We start from the raw sequence: 17,913 nt of genomic DNA, 5'->3' as shown, positions 1-17,913 counted from the left end.
TGGCCCCTCTCCCACACGGGAGAGGGGAACTGAGATTGGTTCTGGGAGGTCGGTATCGGAGGCGGCGCTCGATGCGGCGGGGGCTTCGATCCCCTCGACGGACCTGAAACCCTCCGCGTCATCCCGAAATCCGCTGCGCGGCCCCGGGATGACGAGGGGAGGTGAGGGACGGACGCAGCGTTCTCGTCCGCCGCCCTTTACCGCTGCGCCAGCTTCCCCGTCCCCGGCTCCTGCATCGGCCGCGCCCCCATCGTCACCGGCGACGGGCTGACGAGGCTCCCCGGCCGCACCCGCTGCAAGCCGTTGACGACGATCCGCTCGCCCCCCGACAGCCCGGAGGTGACGATCCGCAGGCCCTCGACCGCCCGGCCGAGGGTGACCGCCCGGAACGCGGCCCGGTTGTCGGCACCCACCACCAGCACGAAGCGCTTGTCCTGATCGGTGCCGACCGCCCGCTCGTCGACGAGGAGCAGCCGCTCGGGCGCCGCCTGGCCGAGGCGCATGCGGGCGAACTGGCCGGGGATCAGGTGCCCGTCGGCATTGGCGAAGGTGGCGCGCACCCGCACGGTGCCGCTGCGGGCATCGACCTTGTTGTCGATGAACTGGAGGTGCCCGGTCGCCCGCTCGCCGTCGGCGGTCGCCATCTCGACCGGGATGCGGTCGAGCTTGCCACGCCGGCCCGAGGGCTCGGCGATGCTGGACAGCGCCTTCAGCACCACCGTCTCGTCGGCGTCGAAGCTCGCATAGATCGGATCGACCGAGACGAGGGTCGTCAGCACCGCCGCCCCCGCCCCGGTCGCCACGAGGTTGCCCGGCGTGATCTCGCGACGGCCGACCCGGCCGCCCACCGCGGCCCGCACCTGCGTGTAGTCGAGGTTGAGGCGGGCCGAGGCCAGCGTCGCATTCGCGGCATCGAGATTGGCCTTCGCCTCCTTGAAGGCGTTCGCCCGCACGTCGAGGTCGCGCGCCGTGACGATGCGCTGGTCCGACAGGCGCTGGCCGCGCTCGTAGTCGCTCGCCGTCAGCGCCAGGCGCGCCTCGGCACCCGCCACCTGGGCCTCCAGGCGCTGGACTTCCGCCGCATAGGGAGCGGGATCGATCGTGACCAGCAGGTCGCCGGCCCGGACGAGGTCGCCCTCCGAGAAATGCGTCGCCTGGACCGCGCCGCCGACCCGGGCCCGCACGTCGATTCGCTCGACCGCCTCGAGCCGGCCCGAGAATTCGTCGAACAGCACCACGTCGCGCGGCTCGACCGCGGCGACCGGCACCGGCACCGCCGGCTCGGCGGCCGGGGTCGCGGCGACGGCCTGACCCGGGGACAGGCGCGGCAGCGGCAGGTAAGGGTACGAGATCCCCGCCACCAGCGCGAGGGCGAGGCCGGACGCGGCGAGGCGGGGGAGGCGGGACGGGACGACAGCAGGATCGGGATTCACGGCCGGCTCCGGCATCTGTAAGGTGCGTTACACATGTCGGCGTGGACGCTGGCCGTCAAGTGACTTATCTACCACTCGTTACAAAAGTTGGAGCCAGCGGACAATGGCAATGGGGCGGCCCCGGGCCTTCTGCACGGACAAGGCCCTCGACGAGGCGATGGAGGTGTTCTGGCGCCACGGCTACGACGGGGCGACGCTCGCGATGCTGACCAAGGCGATGGGCATCAAGCCGCCGAGCCTCTACGCCGCCTTCGGCAGCAAGGAGGGCCTCCTCAAGGCCGCCCTCGACCGCTACGCGGAGCGCCGCTCGGCGCATATGCGCTACGTGCTCGACGGCGCGACGGCCCGCGACGTCGCCGAGCGTTTCCTGTCGAGCATCGCCGAGAGCCACACCGACCCGGCGAACCCACCGGGCTGCCTGCTCGTCCAGGGCGGGCTCGCCTGCGGCGCCGGCTCGGAGAACATCCCGTTCGAGCTCGCCGCCCGGCGCGCCCAGACCGAGACCGAGCTACGCGAGCGCTTCGTGCGAGCGCGTGACGAGGGCGACCTGCCGATGGAAGGCGACCCTGCCGCGCTCGCCCGCTTCCTGTCGACGGTCGCCTCCGGCATGGGGGTCCTGGCCTCGTCCGGCGCCGACCGGGAGGCGCTGCGCGAGGTGGCGCGGGTGTCGCTCGGGGCGTTTCCGTCGGGGTGCGGGCCGGTCGGCGCGCCGGCCTGACGCAGGAGCACGCGCCTGGTGGCGATATCGCAGGCCGCCAGAGGCTGCGGATTGCCCTTGCCGGTCAGCGTGTTCGCGGCTCGGCCGCCGGCTTTTGCTGTTTCGAAGCCCGGACTTTTGGGTAACTGTTACGGCATGACCCAAGGGCGGGCGAAAATCGAGCGTTTCACCGAAAATTATCGTGAATCCGGCAATCTCCACGGCAGCGGGGCATCTGTCCCGAATCCCGAGCCTTGAACGGCTAGCTGCCCATCGTGAGCTGGATTACCGTATGCTGTCCCTCTCCAAGCTGGCCGTCAGGCTGCCCGCCACGATCGTCGGGCTCGCGCTCGTGAGCGCGAGCGTGATGGGCGGCTTGAGCTGGTATTCCGCGAGGAGCAGCCTCGTCTCCTCCGTCCAGGACACGCTGCGGCTCGCCGCGACCGCGACCGGGCAGGGCATCGCCCAGGTCGCCGAGCGGGCGCAGGCGGAATTCGTCGCCGCGGCCGGTCACCCGCAGGTGGCCTCGAACTTCACCGACCTGATCGAGAACCTCGAGCCGGGCAAGCCCGATTATGCCACGATCCTGACGGCGTTCCGGGCCCCGGTCGGGATCGAGGCGCGGCTCGCCTTCGACGGGACGACGACCAACACGATGTATGGCCGCCGTCACGTCAAGGTGCAGGAGGTTGCCCGCAAGCTCCTGGTCCATCCGGGCTATGCCGACCTCCTGTTCCTCGATCCCAACGGGCGGATCGTCTACACGGCGACCAAGGGCGACGACTTCGCCGCCTCGGTCACCGATCCGGCTCTGCGCGAGACCGGCCTCGCCCGGCTGTTCGAGCAGATGAAGGCAGCCGGGCCCGACGTGGTGTCGGTCGCGGATTTCGCCCCCTATCCGGTCGGCAGCGGTCCCGCGGCCTTCGTCGGCAAGGCGATGAACCGGCGCGCCAACGTCGCCATGGGCACCGGCCAGGCGGTGGAGCGCGCCGGCTACATCGTGATGCGGCTCGCGCCCTCCGTGTTCGACCAGACCCTGTCGCAGCGCGCCGGCCTCGGCGAGACCGGCGAGACGCTCGCGGTCGGCCCCGACGGGCGGCTGCGCGGAAAGCCGCCGCTGTCGCAGGACGTCGCGGCCGGCGCGCCGTCGAGCGATCTTGGCATCACCCCCGAGCAGATCGCCGCGCAGGCGCCGTTCAGCTACGACACGCCGCATGGCCGCCGCATGGCGGTGAGCACCGCCATGCCGGTGCTCGGCGCCACCTGGACCATGGTGGCGGAGCAGTCCGAGGCCGAGGCGCTCCGGGCGGTGGATTCCCTGTCGCGGCTCCTGGTGGTGATCGGCCTCGCCGTGCTCGCCGGCACCGCGCTCCTCGGCCTCGTGATGGCGCGGGCGATCGTGCGCCCGCTCGCCGCGCTGACCGGGGCGCTGAAGGCGCTCGCCGCCCGCCAGACCCTCGACGAGGTGCCTGGCTTCCGCCGCCGCGACGAGATCGGCGACATCGCCCGGGCGGTGGTGATGATCCGCGACGTCTCCCTCGAGGAGGCGGCCCAGCAGCTGCAGACCACCGAGGCGGCGCGCCTGCGCGAGGAACAGGCGCGGCGCACCCTGCTGCGCGACCTCGCCGACCGGTTCGAGGTCTCGGTCGGTGCCATCGTCGCCCGCGTGTCGGGAGCGGCCGAGGGGCTGACGGGGGCCTCCGACGCCGTCAGCCAGGCGGTCGAGGGCACCGCGTCCCGCTCGGTCAGCGTCGCGGCGGTGGCCCGGCAGACCAGCGGCAATGTCGGCGCCGTCGCGGCGGCGGCCGAGGAGCTGGGGGCGACCGTGGCCGAGATCGGCCGCCAGGTCACGCAGGCCGCCGGAATGTCGGCCGAGGCGGTGGCGCAGGCGCGGGATGCCGGCGGCACGATGGCGGAGCTGTCCGCCGCCGCCGCCCGCATCGGCGACGTCGTCGGCCTGGTGTCGCAGATCGCCAGCCAGACCAACCTGCTGGCGCTGAACGCCACGATCGAGGCCGCGCGGGCCGGCGCGGCGGGGCGGGGCTTCGCGGTGGTGGCCGCCGAGGTCAAGGAGCTCGCCGGCCAGACCGCCAAGGCCACCGAGGAGATCGGCCGCCACGTCGCGGCGATCCAGTCGACCAGCCAGGGGGCCGGCGAGGCGATCACCGGCGTGACCGCGCAGATCGAGGCCATGAGCCAGGTCTCGACCGGGATCGCCTCGGCGATCGAGGAGCAGGGCGCGATGACCCACGAGATCGTGCGCCAGATGGCCGAGGCGACGGACGGTACCGCCGCGATGACGAGCGACATCGGTGCGGTGGCCGAGGCGGCCGGCACGGCGGGCCGCGCCGCCGCCGAGGTGGCGCGCGCCTCCGACGACATGTCGGATCAGTGCGCCCGCCTGCGCCAGGAGGTCGAGGGCTTCCTCGCCAGCGTCCGGGCCGCCTGAAACACGACGAGCCCGCTCCGGAGCCCGCCCGCCGCGGCCAGGGAGCCGGCCCGGATTCTGCGCGTCGGGACCGACGGCCGCTGCGGCCGTCGGTCGTCTCATGCCGCAGCGCCGTCGACCGGATCCGTTCGACGGCGCTGGCTAAGCCCGAACGGGCGTCGGCGCCGATGCGCCGGACGCCTTGGCATCGGCGTGTCGATGCCGAGGCGCGAGGGCATCACGTCATCGGGCGAGATGCCGGTCGAAGAAGCCGGCGATCTCCATGAACACCGCCTTCGTCTCCGGCGCGGTGTCGTCGCGGATGTAGTGGGCGTGCGACTGCCCCTCGCCGACCTGGAGGAAGGCCTCGACGCCGGCCTCCCGCAGCTTGCGGTGCACCCGCACGGTGTTGGACAGGAGCAGGTCGCGGGTGCCGGTGGTCAGGATCGTCGGCGGGAAGCCGCTCAGGTCGCCGTAGACTGGCGACAGCATCGGGTCCTTCAGGTCGTGGCCGTTGGCGTAGACCTTGGCCCCGGCGTCGCAGAAGCCGTCGGGCGAGACCAGCACGTTGTCGAGCATCGCGTTGGTGACGAAGCTGTCGCCGACCTTGGTGGTGTCGGACATCGGCGTGCCGGGGGCGATCGCGGCCGGCAGCGGCAGCCCCTCCTGCTTGGCCCGCAGCACTATGGCGAGGGTCAGCGCGCCGCCCGCCGAGGTGCCGAAGATCGCCGTCCGCCTCGGGTCGGTCGTCCGGGTCACCGCCTTCCAGACGGTCATCGCGTCGTCGTGGGCGGCCGGGTAGGTCGCCTCCGGCGGCATCCGGTAATCGACCGAGATCACCTTGAACCGGCCGAACCCGGCCATGAAGATCGCTTCGGGCAGCCCGGCCTCGCCGGGATTGAGCACGTAGCAGCCGCCATGGACGTGGACGAGCAGCCGGTCGCGATTCTCCGGCGGGATGTCGTCCGGAGTGAGGATGAAGGCGCGCACGCCATCGATCGTGGTGCGCTCGACCGTGACCTTCAGGCGCGCGAGCATCCCGGGCACTTGGCGCGCGAGCGCCGCCGCGCCGGCCTCGGCGACCGGCTTCCACTCCTCGCCGGTTCTCGGCTGGATGGCCCAGTTCGCGCGGAGCGGCGCACCGATCACCTTGGCCATCTGCGGGCTGACGTCGCCCGGCACCGGCACGCTCTTGGCCGGCACCTGCAGCGGCGTGGCGTCCTGGGCCGCCACCGACGTGGCGACGACGAGACCCGCCAGGATTCCCCAGCCCCAGGCTGTCGCGTTGCGGGTCTGGGCGGCCTTGGGCTTGGCCGCCGGGGCATGCGAGCGGGTGGCGCGACGCGGTTGGGTGATCATGAGCCCTGTTCCTCCCGTGGGACCGCCCGCGCCGTCTCGCGCGGCGCTCGGCAGGCGCGGGAAGTGTAGGGCGCGCGGAGACGGTTGGACACCGGACCAGCGATGCCACCGGCGCATGGGCGCGACCCCGCGCCGCCGTCGCGCGGCCCCGCCCGCGCCTCGCCGGTCCTTCGTCGCGCTTGACGATCCCGGCCGGGTGTCGCCTTGTGAACGAACAACAAGTGTGAAACGGGAGGATGGATGATGTTCGTCAAGCGGTTGCTGTTGTCCGCCGGTTGCCTCGCGCTCTCGGCGCTGCCCGCCCTGGCACAGATCAAGCTCAAGGTCGGCGTCCTGAACGACATGTCGGGCGTCTATTCGGATATCGGCGGCAAGGGCTCGGTCGCCGCGGCGCAACTGGCGGTGGAGGATTTCGCCGCGGCCAACAAGGACGTGACGGTCGAGATCGTGGCGGCCGATCACCAGAACAAGCCGGATGTCGGCGCCGGCATCGCACGGCAATGGTACGACCGGGACGGCGTCGACGCCATCTTCGACGTGCCGACCTCCTCCGTCGCGCTCGCGGTGAGCCAGATCACGCGCGAGAAGAACAAGATCTTCGTCGATTCCGGCGCCGGCAGCACCGATCTGACCGGTCCGCAATGCTCGCCCAATACCGTCCACTGGACCTACGACACCTACGCGCTGGCGAACGGCACCGGCGGCGCCATGGTCAAGCGCGGCGGCGATACCTGGTTCTTCCTGACCGCCGATTACGCCTTCGGGCAATCGCTGCAGACCGAGACCGCCGCCGTCGTCCTCCGCAACGGCGGCAAGGTCCTCGGCTCGGCCAAGGTGCCGTTCCCGGCGAGCGACTTCTCGTCCTTCCTGCTCCAGGCCCAAGGATCGGGCGCCAAGGTGATCGGTCTCGCCAATGCCGGCGGCGACACGATCAACGCGGTCAAGCAGGCGCATGAATTCGGCATCACCCAGGGCGGGCAGAAGCTCGCCGCGCTCCTGTTCTACGCCCAGGACGCCAAGGCGCTCGGACTCGAGGTCGCCCAGGGGCTGGTGCTGACCGAAGCCTTCTACTGGGACCTGAACGACGGGACCCGGGCATTCTCGGAGCGCTTCGCCAAGCGGGCCAACGGCACCATGCCGAGCATGAACCAGGCCGGCGTCTATGGCGGGCTGATGCACTACCTGAAGGCGGTCGCGGCGACGAAATCGAAGGACGCGAAGGTCGTGATGGACTGGATGAAGGCCAACCCGGCCGAGGATCCGCTGTTCGGCAAGAGCACGATCCGGCCCGACGGCCGTACGATCCACGACATGTACCTGTTCGAAGTCAAGAAGCCATCCGAGTCGAAGGGGCCCTGGGACGTCTACAACAAGCTCGCGACCATTCCCGGCGACCAGGCGTTCAAGCCGATGAACCAGGGCGGCTGCCCGCTGGTCGGCAAGAACTGACGGTAAGAACTGACATTCAAGGAAACAACGAAGGCGAGGGCCGCGCGGAGCGGGCCGAGCCTCGCCGGACGCGGCGCGCCGCTCGCGCGCCGTCTCTCCCTGCGGTGGCGGCGCTCGGGGTGATCGTGGTGGCTCACCCGGTTGGCCGCACGCCGGTTCGACCGGCGTGAGCAGGCGGGCGTGCCGACTTTCGGCTCGCCTCCCGGACACGCCCCGAGCAGGATGGCAAACAGCAAAACGCCGCCGTCACGGCCGGAGCGTCCGGCGATGACGGCGCGAGGCGGGTCAGGGGCGCCCGGTGGGAGGATCCGGCGGAGGCGGACGGCGTGTCCCGGGGTGGCGTTGCTCGTCTAAATGCAATAGATGACTGGCCGATCCCGAAGATATTATCTATCCAGTCCGTGGCATTGTTCCATTGTCTCGAATCGGCATCTTCGTAGTGCAGCTGCATGGATTGTCTGGGATGGGCTTGGCAGTGCGCCGAACGCCTGACCAGGCAAACGCCATGGCAATCGTATCCCGGCACGAGAGACCGCGGTCGCGCAAAAGCGGCCCGCACTCCTGATAGCGGCGGGCATCAAGCTCGATCGTCGGTTGCGCCTCTGGCCAAAGCCTTCAGGGGGCCGCACATGCGGTTCGTCATCCCGGTGAGCGGGGGCTCGGCCCGGTGGGGGCCGCCGCGGCCCGGGATGACGCGGAGGAGGGCGGAACGCTTGCGAGCGCCGAAGGCCGCTCACACCCCGCGGAACACGGCGTACCCGAAGCGGGTGAACTTCAGCGGCAGGTGGTAATGTTCGCCTGCGTCCGCGATGGTGAAGCGGAACGGCACCTGGTCGAGGAAATGCGGGCCCGGCCGTCCCTGCGCGGTGAAATAGGCACCGAGATGGAACACGGCTTCGTAGGTGCCGGCCGCGATGCCGACACCCCGCACCACCGGATGATCGAAACTGCCGGTCGGCCCGATCACGCCCTCGGCGACGGGGTGAGCCCCCGCGTCGCGGAGGGCGGAGATCGTGACCCGCAGGCCGAGGGCCGGGCAGCCCTCCGCCACGTCGACGGCGTGGACCGAGATGCCGCCGGCACTCATCGCGCCGCCTCCACGAACCGGGCCGGATCCGGCAGGACCGGCCAGCGGTCGGCGAAGGGGCGGCGTGCCTCCATCGCCGCGGCGAGGTCGAGGAGCCGGTCGTCCTGCCCGAACCCGGCGACGAGGTGCAGGCCGATCGGCATGCCGTCCGGCGCCGGATCGACCGGCAGGCTCACGGCCGGCAGGGCGGCGGCGTTGACCCAGCCCGAATAGACCGCGTGGCCGCGCGGGCCGACCGGCTGCCCGTCGATCACCTCCGGATAGACTGCATCCGCGGCCCAGGGCATCGCCGCGGCCGACGGCGTGACGATCAGGTCGAGGTCGGCGAAGGCCGCATTCGCGGCGTTGCGCAGGGCCTGCACCCGCTCGACCATCTCGGCGAGCACCGTGGCCGGGGCGCGGGCGCCCTCGTCCGCCATCGCCCGGTACGACGCGCTCGCCCGCGCGCCCAGGGCCGGATCGGCCGCGAACAGGCGGGCGAGGCCGATCTTGCCGATCTCCGGCCATAGGGCATTCAGCCCGGCGATGTCGAAGGGCAGCGGGCCTTCCTTGACCGCGACGCCCAGTGCCTCCAGATCCGACAGGGCCCGCCTGCACGCATGCGCGATGGCCGGATCGAGGGGGGCGTCGCCGATGCGCTCGACGTAACGGGCGCGCAAGCGGCGGTCGGGCCGGATGGGGGCGGCAAAGGTCGACCACAGCACCCGGGGGTCGGCGCCCTGCATCAGGTGGAGCACCGCGCGGCTGTCCGCGACGGAGCGGGTGAGCGCGCCCGCCACCTCGAAATCGAGCAGCGGCGAGGGCAGGCCGCCGTGGCGCGGCACCCGGCCGAGGCTGCTCTTCAGCCCGACGAGGCCGGTATGGCCGGCGGGCCGGCGCAGGGAGCCGCCGCCATCGGTGCCGAGGGCGATCGGCGCGTAGCCGGCCGCGGTCGCGGCCGCGCCGCCGCCGGTCGAGCCGCCGGGGGTGAGCGCGACGTTCCACGGGTTGCGGGTGACGCCGAAACGGGCAGATGCCGTGTAACCTTGCACGGCGAATTCCGGCATCGTCGTCTTGGCGAGCGTCACCAGGCCGGCGCCGCGTGCCCGTGCGACAGGCAGCTCGTCCTGTGCGGACGCCGGTGCCGCCCCGGGCTCGGCATAGGTCGAGGGCATCCCCCCGGTGACCAGGAACTCCTTCACGGTCATCGGCACGCCGTCGAGGGCCGAGAGCGGCGCACCCGCGCGCCAGCGCGCGGCGCTTGCCTCGGCCTCGTCCCGCGCCCGCGGGTTCTCCCGCGCGATGGCGTTGAGGTGCGGTTCCCACGCGGCCGCGCGGGCTTGCGCCGCCTCCAGGGCGTCGACCGGGGAGGCGTGCCCGGCGGCGAAGAGCCGGCCGAGTTCGATCGCCGACAGGCGCCAGAGTTCCGTGCTCATGCAAGGCATCCAGCGGTCAAGTCATGGTCGGCCATGAGATTTCTCCAAATTGGCATACGATTTGCGATCATCGTGGGCAGCAAGATCGATGCCGCAGGAACCACCACCGTGACACCATCCGGAGCCCGCAACCAGGCCCAGGCGGAGGGGCGCTCCGTCGTGCTCGACGGCATCACCCATCGGTATGGCGGCGCGACCGCGGTCGAGGCCGTCAACCTCGACATCCGCGGCGGCGAGCTGGTGTCGCTGCTCGGGCCGTCGGGCTGCGGCAAGACCACGTTGCTGCGCATCGTCGCCGGCTTCCTGCGCCAGACCGAGGGGCGGGTGATCGTCGGCGACCAGGTCATCGACGCCCTGCCGCCGAGCCGGCGCGCCGTCGGCATCGTGTTTCAGAACTACGCCCTGTTCCCGCATCTCACGGTGGCCGAGAACGTCGCCTACGGCCTCGCCGCCCGCGGCGCCCCCCGGGCCGAGCAGGCGGCTGAGGCCAAGCGCCTGCTCGAGCTCGTCCAGCTGGGCCATGCCGGCGGGCGCTATCCCCGCCAGCTCTCGGGCGGGCAGCAGCAGCGCGTGGCGCTGGCGCGGGCGCTGGCCATCCGTCCAGCGGTGCTGCTCCTCGACGAGCCCTTCGCGGCCCTCGACAAGAACCTGCGCCTCGACATGCAGATCGAGGTGAAACGGCTCCAGCGCGTCGCCGGCGTGACGACCCTGCTGGTCACCCATGACCAGGAAGAGGCCCTGTCGCTCTCGGACCGGGTGGCGGTGCTCTCGAACGGGCGGCTGGAGCAGTTCGCGGCGCCGACCACCGTGTACGACGCGCCGGAATCGCTGTTCGTCAATACCTTCGTCGGCTCGGCCAATGCCGTGCCGGGGGTGATGGTCGGCCAGGACGGCAACGGTCCGCGCATCGCGCTCGATGCCGGCGGCGAGGTCGTCGCCCGACCGCTGGCCCGGCCGATCGCGCCGGGTTCCCGGGTCACCCTGTGCCTGCGGCCCGAGCACCTGCGTCTCACCGACGGGCAGGACGGCATCGCCGGAATCGTCGAGATGGCGCTGCCGCTCGGTCCCACCGTCGTCCACGAGGTCCGGGTCGGCGCCGGCCGGCCGCTCAAGATCGCCGAGCCGCGCCAAGGCGGGGGGGCTCTACGCCCGCCCGGCACCCCCGTGCGCATCGCCGTCGCCCCCGGCCTCGCCTCCGCCTTCCCGGCCGCCGCCTGATCGTCCCCAAGGAGCTTTCCTCGATGCTCGACCGCCGTACCCTCCTGACCACCGCGCTGTCGCTCGGCGCGATGGAGCTGTTTCCCGGCCTGTCCTTCGCGCAGGCCCGGCCCCTCGTCTTCGCGACCTTCACGGGAAGCTGGGAGGAGGCGCACAAGGCCGTGCTGGTGCCGGCCTTCCGCAAGGAGACCAACAACGCGCCGATCGTCCTCGACCCGATGCTGTCGGTCGACCAGATCGCCAAGGTCTCGGCCGCCAAGGCCAACCCGCCGATCGACGTGATGCTGCACGATCCCGGCCCGGCCCTGACGGCGCTCGCCCAGGATCTCGTCGAACCCTTCCCGGTCGAGCGCAGCGCCGCGTTCAAGGACCTGATCCCCGACGCGCAGGACCCCAACGGCCCGGCCGCCTTCTTCCAGGTCGTCGGCCTGACCTACAACCCCGACACGGTGAAGACCCCGCCGACCTCCTGGGCCGACCTGTGGCGGCCCGAGTTCAAGGGCCGGGTCGGCATCACCAACATGAACTCGACCCTCGGCACCGGCTTCATGGTCGAGGTCGCCAAGATGCATGGCGGCTCGGAATCGAACATCGACCCCGCCTTCAAGGCGATGGAGAAGCTCAAGCCCAACCTCTCGGCGGTGGCGGCCAATCCCGGCGCGCTCGCCACCCTGTTCCAGCAGGGCCAGGTCGACATCTCGCCCGGCAACTTCAACGCGATCCAGATCCTCAAGGCCAAGGGCGTGCCGGTGGAGTTCGTGGCGCCCAAGGAAGGCGCCATCGCCTTCAAGACGCTGATCCAGATCGTCAAGAACTCGCAGAACCGCGAACTCGCCTTCAAGCTGATCGAGGCGGCGATCTCCGAGCCGGTCCAGACCCGGCTGATGCAGGCGCCCTACCTCGTCGTCCCCACCAACACCAAGGTGAAGATGACCGGCGAGATCGCCCGGGTGCTCGCGCGTGACACCGACGACCTAAAGAAGAAGTTCGTGTTCCAGGACTGGAAGACGATCAACGCGCAGCGCCCGGCCTGGATCGAGCGGTTCAACCGCGAGATCAAGCTGTAAGGAAGCATCCCCGTGGCTCTGCCGGACGTCACCACCTACCCGTTGCGGCTGGCGAGCCCGCTCGCGGTCTTCTTCGCGGCGTTCTTCGCCGCGCCCCTCGTCGCGCTCGTCGGCCTGTCGCTCCGTGGCGCGGATGGCGGATTCGGCCTGTCGCAATACGCGGCGTTCCTCGGCGACGGCTTCAGCCTCGGCGTGCTCCTCGGCACGCTCTGGCTCGGGCTGAAGGTCACCGCGGCCTGCCTCGTCCTCGGGCTGCCGCTGGCTCTGGTCGCGACCCGGGCCGGGGGCTGGGTGCGCGGACTAATCATCCTGGCGGTGCTGACGCCGCTCCTCACCAGCGTCGTCATCCGCACCTTCGCGTGGATCGTGATCCTCGGGCGGCAGGGGGTGATCAACTCCCTGCTCTCCTCCCTCGGGCTGATCGAGACGCCGCTCAGGATGCTCTATGCCGAGGGCGGCCTCGTCGCGGCGCTCGCCCAGGTGCAGATGCCCCTGATGGTGCTGCCGCTGATGACGGCGCTCGCCCGCATCGATCCGAGCCTGTGGGACGCCTCCGAAGCGCTCGGCGCCGGGCGCTGGCGCACCTTCGTCCGGGTGACCCTGCCGCTCTGCCTGCCGGGCCTGATCGCCGGCTCCGTCCTGACCTTCGCGGCGGCGATCTCGGGCTTCATCACCCAGTCGCTGATCGGCGGCGGGCAGATGCTGTTCATGCCGGGCTACATCTACCAGCAGGCGATCGCGCTGCAGAACTGGCCGTTCGCGGCGGCGATGTCGGTGATCTTCCTCGTCGCGGTGCTCGCCGTGGTGCTCGGCTTCAACGCGCTCGGCCGCCTCGCCCGCGGCTACGCGCAGACGTGAGAGTGACGATGTCCCGTACTCCCGGCGCTTTGGACCGGCTCTCGTTCGAGGGCCTGTTGCATCTCCTGGCACTTCTCGCCGTGGTGCTGCTGCTCGCCCCCACGTTGATCGTGCTGGTGGTGTCGTTCACCGACGGGCTGTCCCTCCGCTTCCCGCCGCCGGGCTATTCCTTCCGCTGGTACGGCGAATTGCTGGAGGCCTGGCAGCTGCACTTCGCGCTGAGGAACAGCCTCACGGTCGCGGTGCTGGCCACCCTCCTCGCCGTCGGGCTCGGCGTGCTGGCGGCCCTCGCGGTGGCGCGCTCGCCGCGCCTGTCGGCGCGCCTCCTCGACAGCTTCTTCCTGTCGCCGCTGATCCTGCCGGCCCTGGCCTTCGGCCTGTCGAGCCTGATGTTCTTCTCGCTGCTGGGCTGGCCGGTCTCGGTCTTCACGCTGGTCCTCGGCCACACCGTGGTCTGCGTGCCCTACGTGGTGCGCAACACGGTCGCGGCGCTGACCCAGCTCCAGCCCTCCCTGCTCGAAGGCTCGGCGAGCCTCGGCGCCTCGCGGCTCTACACCTTCCGGCGCATCACCCTGCCGCTGATCCGGCCGGGCATCCTGTCCGGCGGCTTTCTCGCGTTCATGGCCTCGTTCGACAACATCCCGGTCTCGCTGTTCCTGCGCGACGCCGCCACCGACATGCTGCCGATCCGGATGTGGCAGGACCTCGAAGGCCGCCTCGACGTCACCATCGCGGCCCTCTCCGGAATCCTGATCGTCGCGACGATCGGCGGGATTGCCGTCATGGAAAGAATGACGGGGTTGTCGCGGCGGCTGGTGTGAGAAGCTGATGCCCCAACTCCCGCATACGAGGCTATCCAATGGAGAATAGCGCTGGCCCTCTCCTCTCCCCGCCCGCGGGGAGAGGGGTCACCCCGCGCTGTTCTTGATACGTCGCGCCCGTCGGGCAGGAACTCGACATCCTGAAACCTACCACCCTTCGATATGTCGGTTTTGCGTCTGGTATCGATGATCTAGGACCCCTTGCCCCTCACTTCCCCGGCTCCCGCCGATGCCCCACCCCGTCCCCCGCCCTCCCTGACCGAGCAGGCCGCCGCTTCCCTGCGCCGGCTGATCCTGCTCAACCTGCTCTCCCCCGGCGAGGTGCTGAACGAGCCCGACCTGGTGACCCGCCTCGGGATGTCGCGCACGCCGGTGCGGGAGGCGCTGAAGCTCCTCGCCGGCGAGGGCTTGGTGACGCTGCGGCGCAACCGCGCCGCCCTGGTCACCCGTCTCGATCCCGCCGACCTCATACCGCTCTTCGAGCTGAGGGCGGCCCTCGAGAGCGCCTGCGCCGGCCTCGCCGCCGAGCGGATGACGGCAGGCGAGCTTGACCGGCTCGACCGGCTCCAGGCGACCCTCGAGGCAACGCGGGACGACCGCGATGCCTATACCCGCCTCAACCGCCAGGCCCACCGGCTGATCGTAACCGCCGCCCGCAGCCCGGCCATCGCCGAGGCGCATGGCCGCGCCTTCGCCCGGCTGGAGCGGGCGCACAACTTCGCCCTGGCGGCCGACGGACGGGTGGCGGAATCCCTCGCCGAGCACCGGGCGATCCTCGACGCCCTGCGGGATCGCGCGCCGGAGCGGGCCCGGACCCTGATGCACGCCCACATCGCCCGCACCCAGGCCCTGCTGGTGGCCCGGCTCGCACAAGGACCCAGCCGATGACCGCACCCGCCCTCGGGGTGATCCTGCCTTCCTCGAACCGCGTGGTGGAACGGGCGACCGAAGCCCGGCTCACGGGGCTGGCCGAGGCCTGCTACGCCCGGGTGCCCTACGGCGCGATGCTGCTGGGCGAGACTTACGATGAATCCGTCTTCCTCGCCGCCGCCGACCTCCTGACCGATGCCGGCGTCGCCGCCCTGTGCTGGAACGCCACCCGCGGCGCCGCCCTCGGCTTCACGCCCGACGAGCGCCTGTGCGCGGCCGTGACCCGCCGCACCGGCCTGCCGATGGTGACGACCGCGCTCGCGGCGCGGGCGCGGCTCCGCGACCTTGGCGTGCGCCGCCTCGGCCTCGTGGTGCAGGGCGGCATGGACGAGGCCGCCCTGGTCACCGCCCGCTTCGCCGAGGCCGGCATCGTCATCGGCGCCTCCGCCACGCTCGGCATCGCCGAGAACCGGCTGGCCGCCCACGTGCTCCCGCCGCGCCTCGCCGCCGCGGCGCGGGAGGCGGCCGCCGGCTGCGAGGCGGTGCTGATCTGGAGCACCAACCTGCCCGGCTGGCGCCTGCCGGCGGAGATCGACGGGGTGCCGCTCCTCGACGCCACGACCCTCGGCACGGAGGCGCTGCTGGCCGCCGCCGGGCTGGCGTGACGCCGACTGCATGCCGCTCCTGCAATGCTCATCCGGGAGGGCCTGTGTTAGGCTGACGCAGGCCCGGGACGGGGCGTGAGGGAGGAGCGGGACTCGAGCGCTGCGGCGCTCGCCGGCGCCCTCGCGCGCCCGTGCCGGGCACCGGTCCCATCAGGCAGCGTTCCCATGAGCCTCATCACCTATCTCACCAGGATCCAGTTCGAGCGCGGCGCCGTCCGGCTGGTCGGCGAGGAACTGGCGCTCCTCGGCGTCCGCCGGCCGCTGATCGTCACCGATCGCGGCGTCGTGGCGGCCGGCCTGATCGCCCGCGTCCTCGAGGCCGGCGGCCTGCCCGCCGCCACCCCGGTCTATGACGGCACGCCCGAGAACCCGACCGAGGAGGCGACGATCGAGGCCCGCGACCGCTTCCGGGCGGAGGGGTGCGATGCGGTGATCGCGGTCGGCGGTGGCTCGCCCCTCGACCTTGCCAAGGGCGTGGCGCTCCTTGCCACCCACGACGAGCCGCTGGCGACCTACGCCGCCATCCTCGGCGGCATCCCGCGCATCCGCGCCGACCAGCCCCCGGTGATCGCGGTGCCGACCACCGCCGGCACCGGCAGCGAGGTCGGCCGCGCGGCGCTGATCACGCTCGCCGACGGGCGCAAGCTCGGCTTCATCTCGCCCTACCTGATCCCCAACGTGGCGATCTGCGATCCCGCGCTGACGCTCGGCCTGCCTCCCGGCCTCACCGCCGCCACCGGCATGGACGCGCTGACCCACTGCATCGAGACCTACCTGAGCCCCCGCCACAACCCGCCGGCAGAGGCGATCGCCCTCGACGGCCTCGCCCGCGCCACCCGCTCGCTCCTCCGCGCGGTCCGCGACGGCAGCGACCTCGACGCCCGCGAGGACATGATGATGGCGGCGCTCGAAGGCGGCATGACCTTCCAGAAGGGGTTGGGGGCCGTCCATTCGATGTCGCATGCCCTCGGCGGCCTGAAGGCGAAGCGGCTGCACCACGGCACCCTCAACGCCGTGATCCTGCCGCACCTGCTGCGCTTCAACGCGCCGTCCTGCGAGGCCAAGTACGTGGCTCTGCGCCAGGCGATGGGCCTGCCTGAGGGCGCCGACCTCGCCGCCGCGGTCGAGTCCCTGAACCGCGACCTCGGCCTGCCGACCGACCTCGCCGCCATGGGGGTGACCGAGGCGGATTGCGAGGCGCTGGTGCCCCGGGCCGTCGAGGACCACTCGACGGCGACCAACGGCCGGCCGGTCGGGGCGGAGGAGTTCCGGCAGCTGTTCCGGGTGTCGCTGCACGGGCGGGCGGCCTGATCGGCTGAGAAGGCGGGCAGAGGGCAAGACCCGGATCCCCGGGTTTCAGCCCCCTCCTGCCATCCCTGGCCGTTCCGGGCCGCGCTCCGGGATTCTCCTGGTTCGGCGTCACCATGATCCCGTCCCGGGATGGGGCTTGCGTCCGTCGTTATCTCGCTCGTCGGTAAGCGTTTCCAGTCACGCTCGCTGAATTGCCTGGTCCACTGCTCGATGCCTCCGGCCTCGCCGTTTGCGAGGAGGCCCTGCTGGCCGCCCTCCGGGCTGGAGGACGTCCCGCCCACCGGGCCGACGCCCGAAGCGGGGGACGGATAGTGACCTCCCGCGTTTCCCGGTGCCGCGCCGCATGACCGAGAAGGCGCTCACGGCGGTGATCCAGGAGGCCTCCATGCAAGGCCTCTCGGCCCAGGCCGTCGATGGCTTGGTCCAGGCGATGGGCAGGGGCGGTCATCTCCAAGAGCCAAGGAGCCGCTCGTGCCGGGTGTCCGTCATGCGCGACGCCCTGGCCCATGCCTGCCGCTCGGGCCGGCGCGTCGTCAGGCGTTGGCTCCAACTGCGGCCGCGCTGGCGTTGCCCCTTTATGGGCAAAGACGCGAGCAGGACGCGGCGAGTGCTGCCGTCGGCCATGCGGTAGGTGCCTGCGCGGTGAATGTTCGGATCTCCCTCATGGCCAGGTGCGTCACGCCATTCGTCGAAGGCTGCTCATACCGCCGCGCCTTCGAACGGATCGGTTCGACGGCGCAAGGCAAGCCCGAACGGGCGTCGGCGCTGATGCGCCGGACGCCGTGGCATCGCCGTGTCGATGCCACGGCGCGAGGGTATAAAAGCCTGTTCCATAAAGTCCGCGCGAGACGCCTGACGAGGATCATGGCAGCGGCGAGGACGAAGAAGGCGAGCGCGGAGGAGACGGTCGCCTCGTGATCGCGGGTCAGTCTGCGGCCGCGGCCGATCCAGCCCAGGGTGCGCTCGATTATCCGCAGACGACCGTCCGTGCCGATCGATGCATGGCGCTGACGGCCGACGACGCACTTGGCGGGATCGTCGCCGCGCCCGCCCGCGACGCCTGCCGCTCACCCAACGCTTAAGCTTGCACGACCGGTCTGAAACGGGGTCTTAGAGCGCCTAACAGAACCGCCTGATCTGGCGGAGGGTGATGAGGCTTGCCTGCAGGAACGTGAAGGCCTCGTAGATGTCGGCGCGGCGTTCGTAGCGGACGGGCAAGCGGCGGGCGCGGTTGA

Annotated in this window: 15 protein-coding genes and 2 pseudogenes; 11 read left to right on the top strand and 6 right to left on the bottom strand. The window is 71.5% G+C overall.

Annotation, left to right across the window (positions count from 1 at the left end; genetic code table 11):
• Window positions 1–197: 197 nt before the first annotated feature.
• Complete coding sequence (locus FF100_RS32180; RefSeq protein ID WP_139040111.1) at window positions 198–1,448, bottom strand: efflux RND transporter periplasmic adaptor subunit; 1,251 nt, start codon at window positions 1,446–1,448, stop codon at window positions 198–200.
• Between the two features lie 88 nt (window positions 1,449–1,536).
• Between FF100_RS32180 and FF100_RS32175 the strand changes: the two genes are divergently transcribed.
• Together FF100_RS32175 and FF100_RS32170 are read left to right on the top strand one after the other, a co-directional pair.
• On the top strand, window positions 1,537–2,151 hold the full coding sequence (locus FF100_RS32175; protein WP_139040110.1) for a TetR/AcrR family transcriptional regulator: 615 nt from the start codon (window positions 1,537–1,539) through the stop codon (window positions 2,149–2,151).
• Window positions 2,152–2,422: 271 nt separating this feature from the next.
• The gene (locus tag FF100_RS32170) at window positions 2,423–4,579 is read left to right on the top strand and encodes a methyl-accepting chemotaxis protein (RefSeq protein ID WP_139040109.1); all 2,157 of its coding nucleotides are present in this window, start codon (window positions 2,423–2,425) and stop codon (window positions 4,577–4,579) included.
• Between the two features lie 222 nt (window positions 4,580–4,801).
• Here the strand turns inward: FF100_RS32170 and FF100_RS32165 are convergent, their stop codons facing one another.
• Window positions 4,802–5,914 (bottom strand): alpha/beta hydrolase, encoded by a 1,113-nt coding sequence (locus tag FF100_RS32165; protein WP_425463377.1) that lies wholly within the window; start codon window positions 5,912–5,914, stop codon window positions 4,802–4,804.
• A 246-nt stretch (window positions 5,915–6,160) separates the two neighbouring features.
• On the opposite strand from FF100_RS32165, the gene FF100_RS32160 reads away from it, so the two are divergent.
• Window positions 6,161–7,366 (top strand): ABC transporter substrate-binding protein, encoded by a 1,206-nt coding sequence (locus FF100_RS32160; protein WP_139040133.1) that lies wholly within the window; start codon window positions 6,161–6,163, stop codon window positions 7,364–7,366.
• A gap of 733 nt (window positions 7,367–8,099) precedes the next feature.
• Here the strand turns inward: FF100_RS32160 and FF100_RS32155 are convergent.
• Both FF100_RS32155 and FF100_RS32150 read right to left on the bottom strand, forming a co-directional pair.
• Complete coding sequence (locus FF100_RS32155; RefSeq protein WP_139040107.1) at window positions 8,100–8,453, bottom strand: hydroxyisourate hydrolase; 354 nt, start codon at window positions 8,451–8,453, stop codon at window positions 8,100–8,102.
• Window positions 8,450–9,868, bottom strand: coding sequence for an amidase (locus tag FF100_RS32150; RefSeq protein ID WP_246102621.1), 1,419 nt, complete (start codon window positions 9,866–9,868; stop codon window positions 8,450–8,452). Before FF100_RS32150 ends, FF100_RS32155 begins: the two co-directional genes overlap by 4 nt.
• A 108-nt stretch (window positions 9,869–9,976) precedes the next feature.
• Between FF100_RS32150 and FF100_RS32145 the strand changes: the two genes are divergently transcribed.
• The 8 genes from FF100_RS32145 to FF100_RS32105 all read left to right on the top strand — a co-directional run bounded on the left by FF100_RS32145 (window position 9,977) and on the right by FF100_RS32105 (window position 17,596).
• Complete coding sequence (locus tag FF100_RS32145) at window positions 9,977–11,086, top strand: ABC transporter ATP-binding protein (protein ID WP_246102619.1); 1,110 nt, start codon at window positions 9,977–9,979, stop codon at window positions 11,084–11,086.
• 23 nt (window positions 11,087–11,109) lie between these two features.
• On the top strand, window positions 11,110–12,153 hold the full coding sequence (locus tag FF100_RS32140) for an ABC transporter substrate-binding protein (protein WP_139040104.1): 1,044 nt from the start codon (window positions 11,110–11,112) through the stop codon (window positions 12,151–12,153).
• 12 nt (window positions 12,154–12,165) lie between these two features.
• Window positions 12,166–13,011 carry an ABC transporter permease gene (locus FF100_RS32135; RefSeq protein ID WP_425463375.1) on the top strand — a complete coding sequence of 282 codons (846 nt, stop codon included), beginning with the start codon at window positions 12,166–12,168 and terminating at the stop codon, window positions 13,009–13,011.
• A gap of 8 nt (window positions 13,012–13,019) precedes the next feature.
• Window positions 13,020–13,832 (top strand): ABC transporter permease, encoded by an 813-nt coding sequence (locus tag FF100_RS32130; protein WP_171070417.1) that lies wholly within the window; start codon window positions 13,020–13,022, stop codon window positions 13,830–13,832.
• A 201-nt stretch (window positions 13,833–14,033) separates the two neighbouring features.
• Window positions 14,034–14,720 carry a GntR family transcriptional regulator gene (locus FF100_RS32125; RefSeq protein ID WP_139040101.1) on the top strand — a complete coding sequence of 229 codons (687 nt, stop codon included), beginning with the start codon at window positions 14,034–14,036 and terminating at the stop codon, window positions 14,718–14,720.
• The gene (locus FF100_RS32120; RefSeq protein WP_139040100.1) at window positions 14,717–15,367 is read left to right on the top strand and encodes an Asp/Glu/hydantoin racemase; all 651 of its coding nucleotides are present in this window, start codon (window positions 14,717–14,719) and stop codon (window positions 15,365–15,367) included. Before FF100_RS32125 ends, FF100_RS32120 begins: the two co-directional genes overlap by 4 nt.
• Window positions 15,368–15,532: 165 nt before the next feature.
• Window positions 15,533–16,678 (top strand): iron-containing alcohol dehydrogenase, encoded by a 1,146-nt coding sequence (locus FF100_RS32115; RefSeq protein ID WP_139040099.1) that lies wholly within the window; start codon window positions 15,533–15,535, stop codon window positions 16,676–16,678.
• 663 nt (window positions 16,679–17,341) lie between these two features.
• Window positions 17,342–17,596 carry a hypothetical protein gene (locus FF100_RS32105; RefSeq protein ID WP_139040097.1) on the top strand — a complete coding sequence of 85 codons (255 nt, stop codon included), beginning with the start codon at window positions 17,342–17,344 and terminating at the stop codon, window positions 17,594–17,596.
• Here FF100_RS32105 and FF100_RS32100 read toward each other — a convergent pair.
• Both FF100_RS32100 and FF100_RS32095 read right to left on the bottom strand, forming a co-directional pair.
• Window positions 17,512–17,739: pseudogene (locus FF100_RS32100) on the bottom strand (IS5/IS1182 family transposase); the annotation flags it as partial. The gene FF100_RS32105 and the pseudogene FF100_RS32100 sit on opposite strands and share 85 nt — an antisense overlap.
• 58 nt (window positions 17,740–17,797) lie before the next feature.
• Window positions 17,798–17,913, bottom strand: a pseudogene (locus tag FF100_RS32095) (IS5/IS1182 family transposase); the annotation flags it as partial.

The organism is Methylobacterium terricola (assembly GCF_006151805.1).
GTDB lineage: Bacteria > Pseudomonadota > Alphaproteobacteria > Rhizobiales > Beijerinckiaceae > Methylobacterium > Methylobacterium terricola.
The sequence above is the reverse complement of the archived record's forward strand: the minus strand, read 5'-3'. Positions and strand labels throughout refer to the sequence as shown.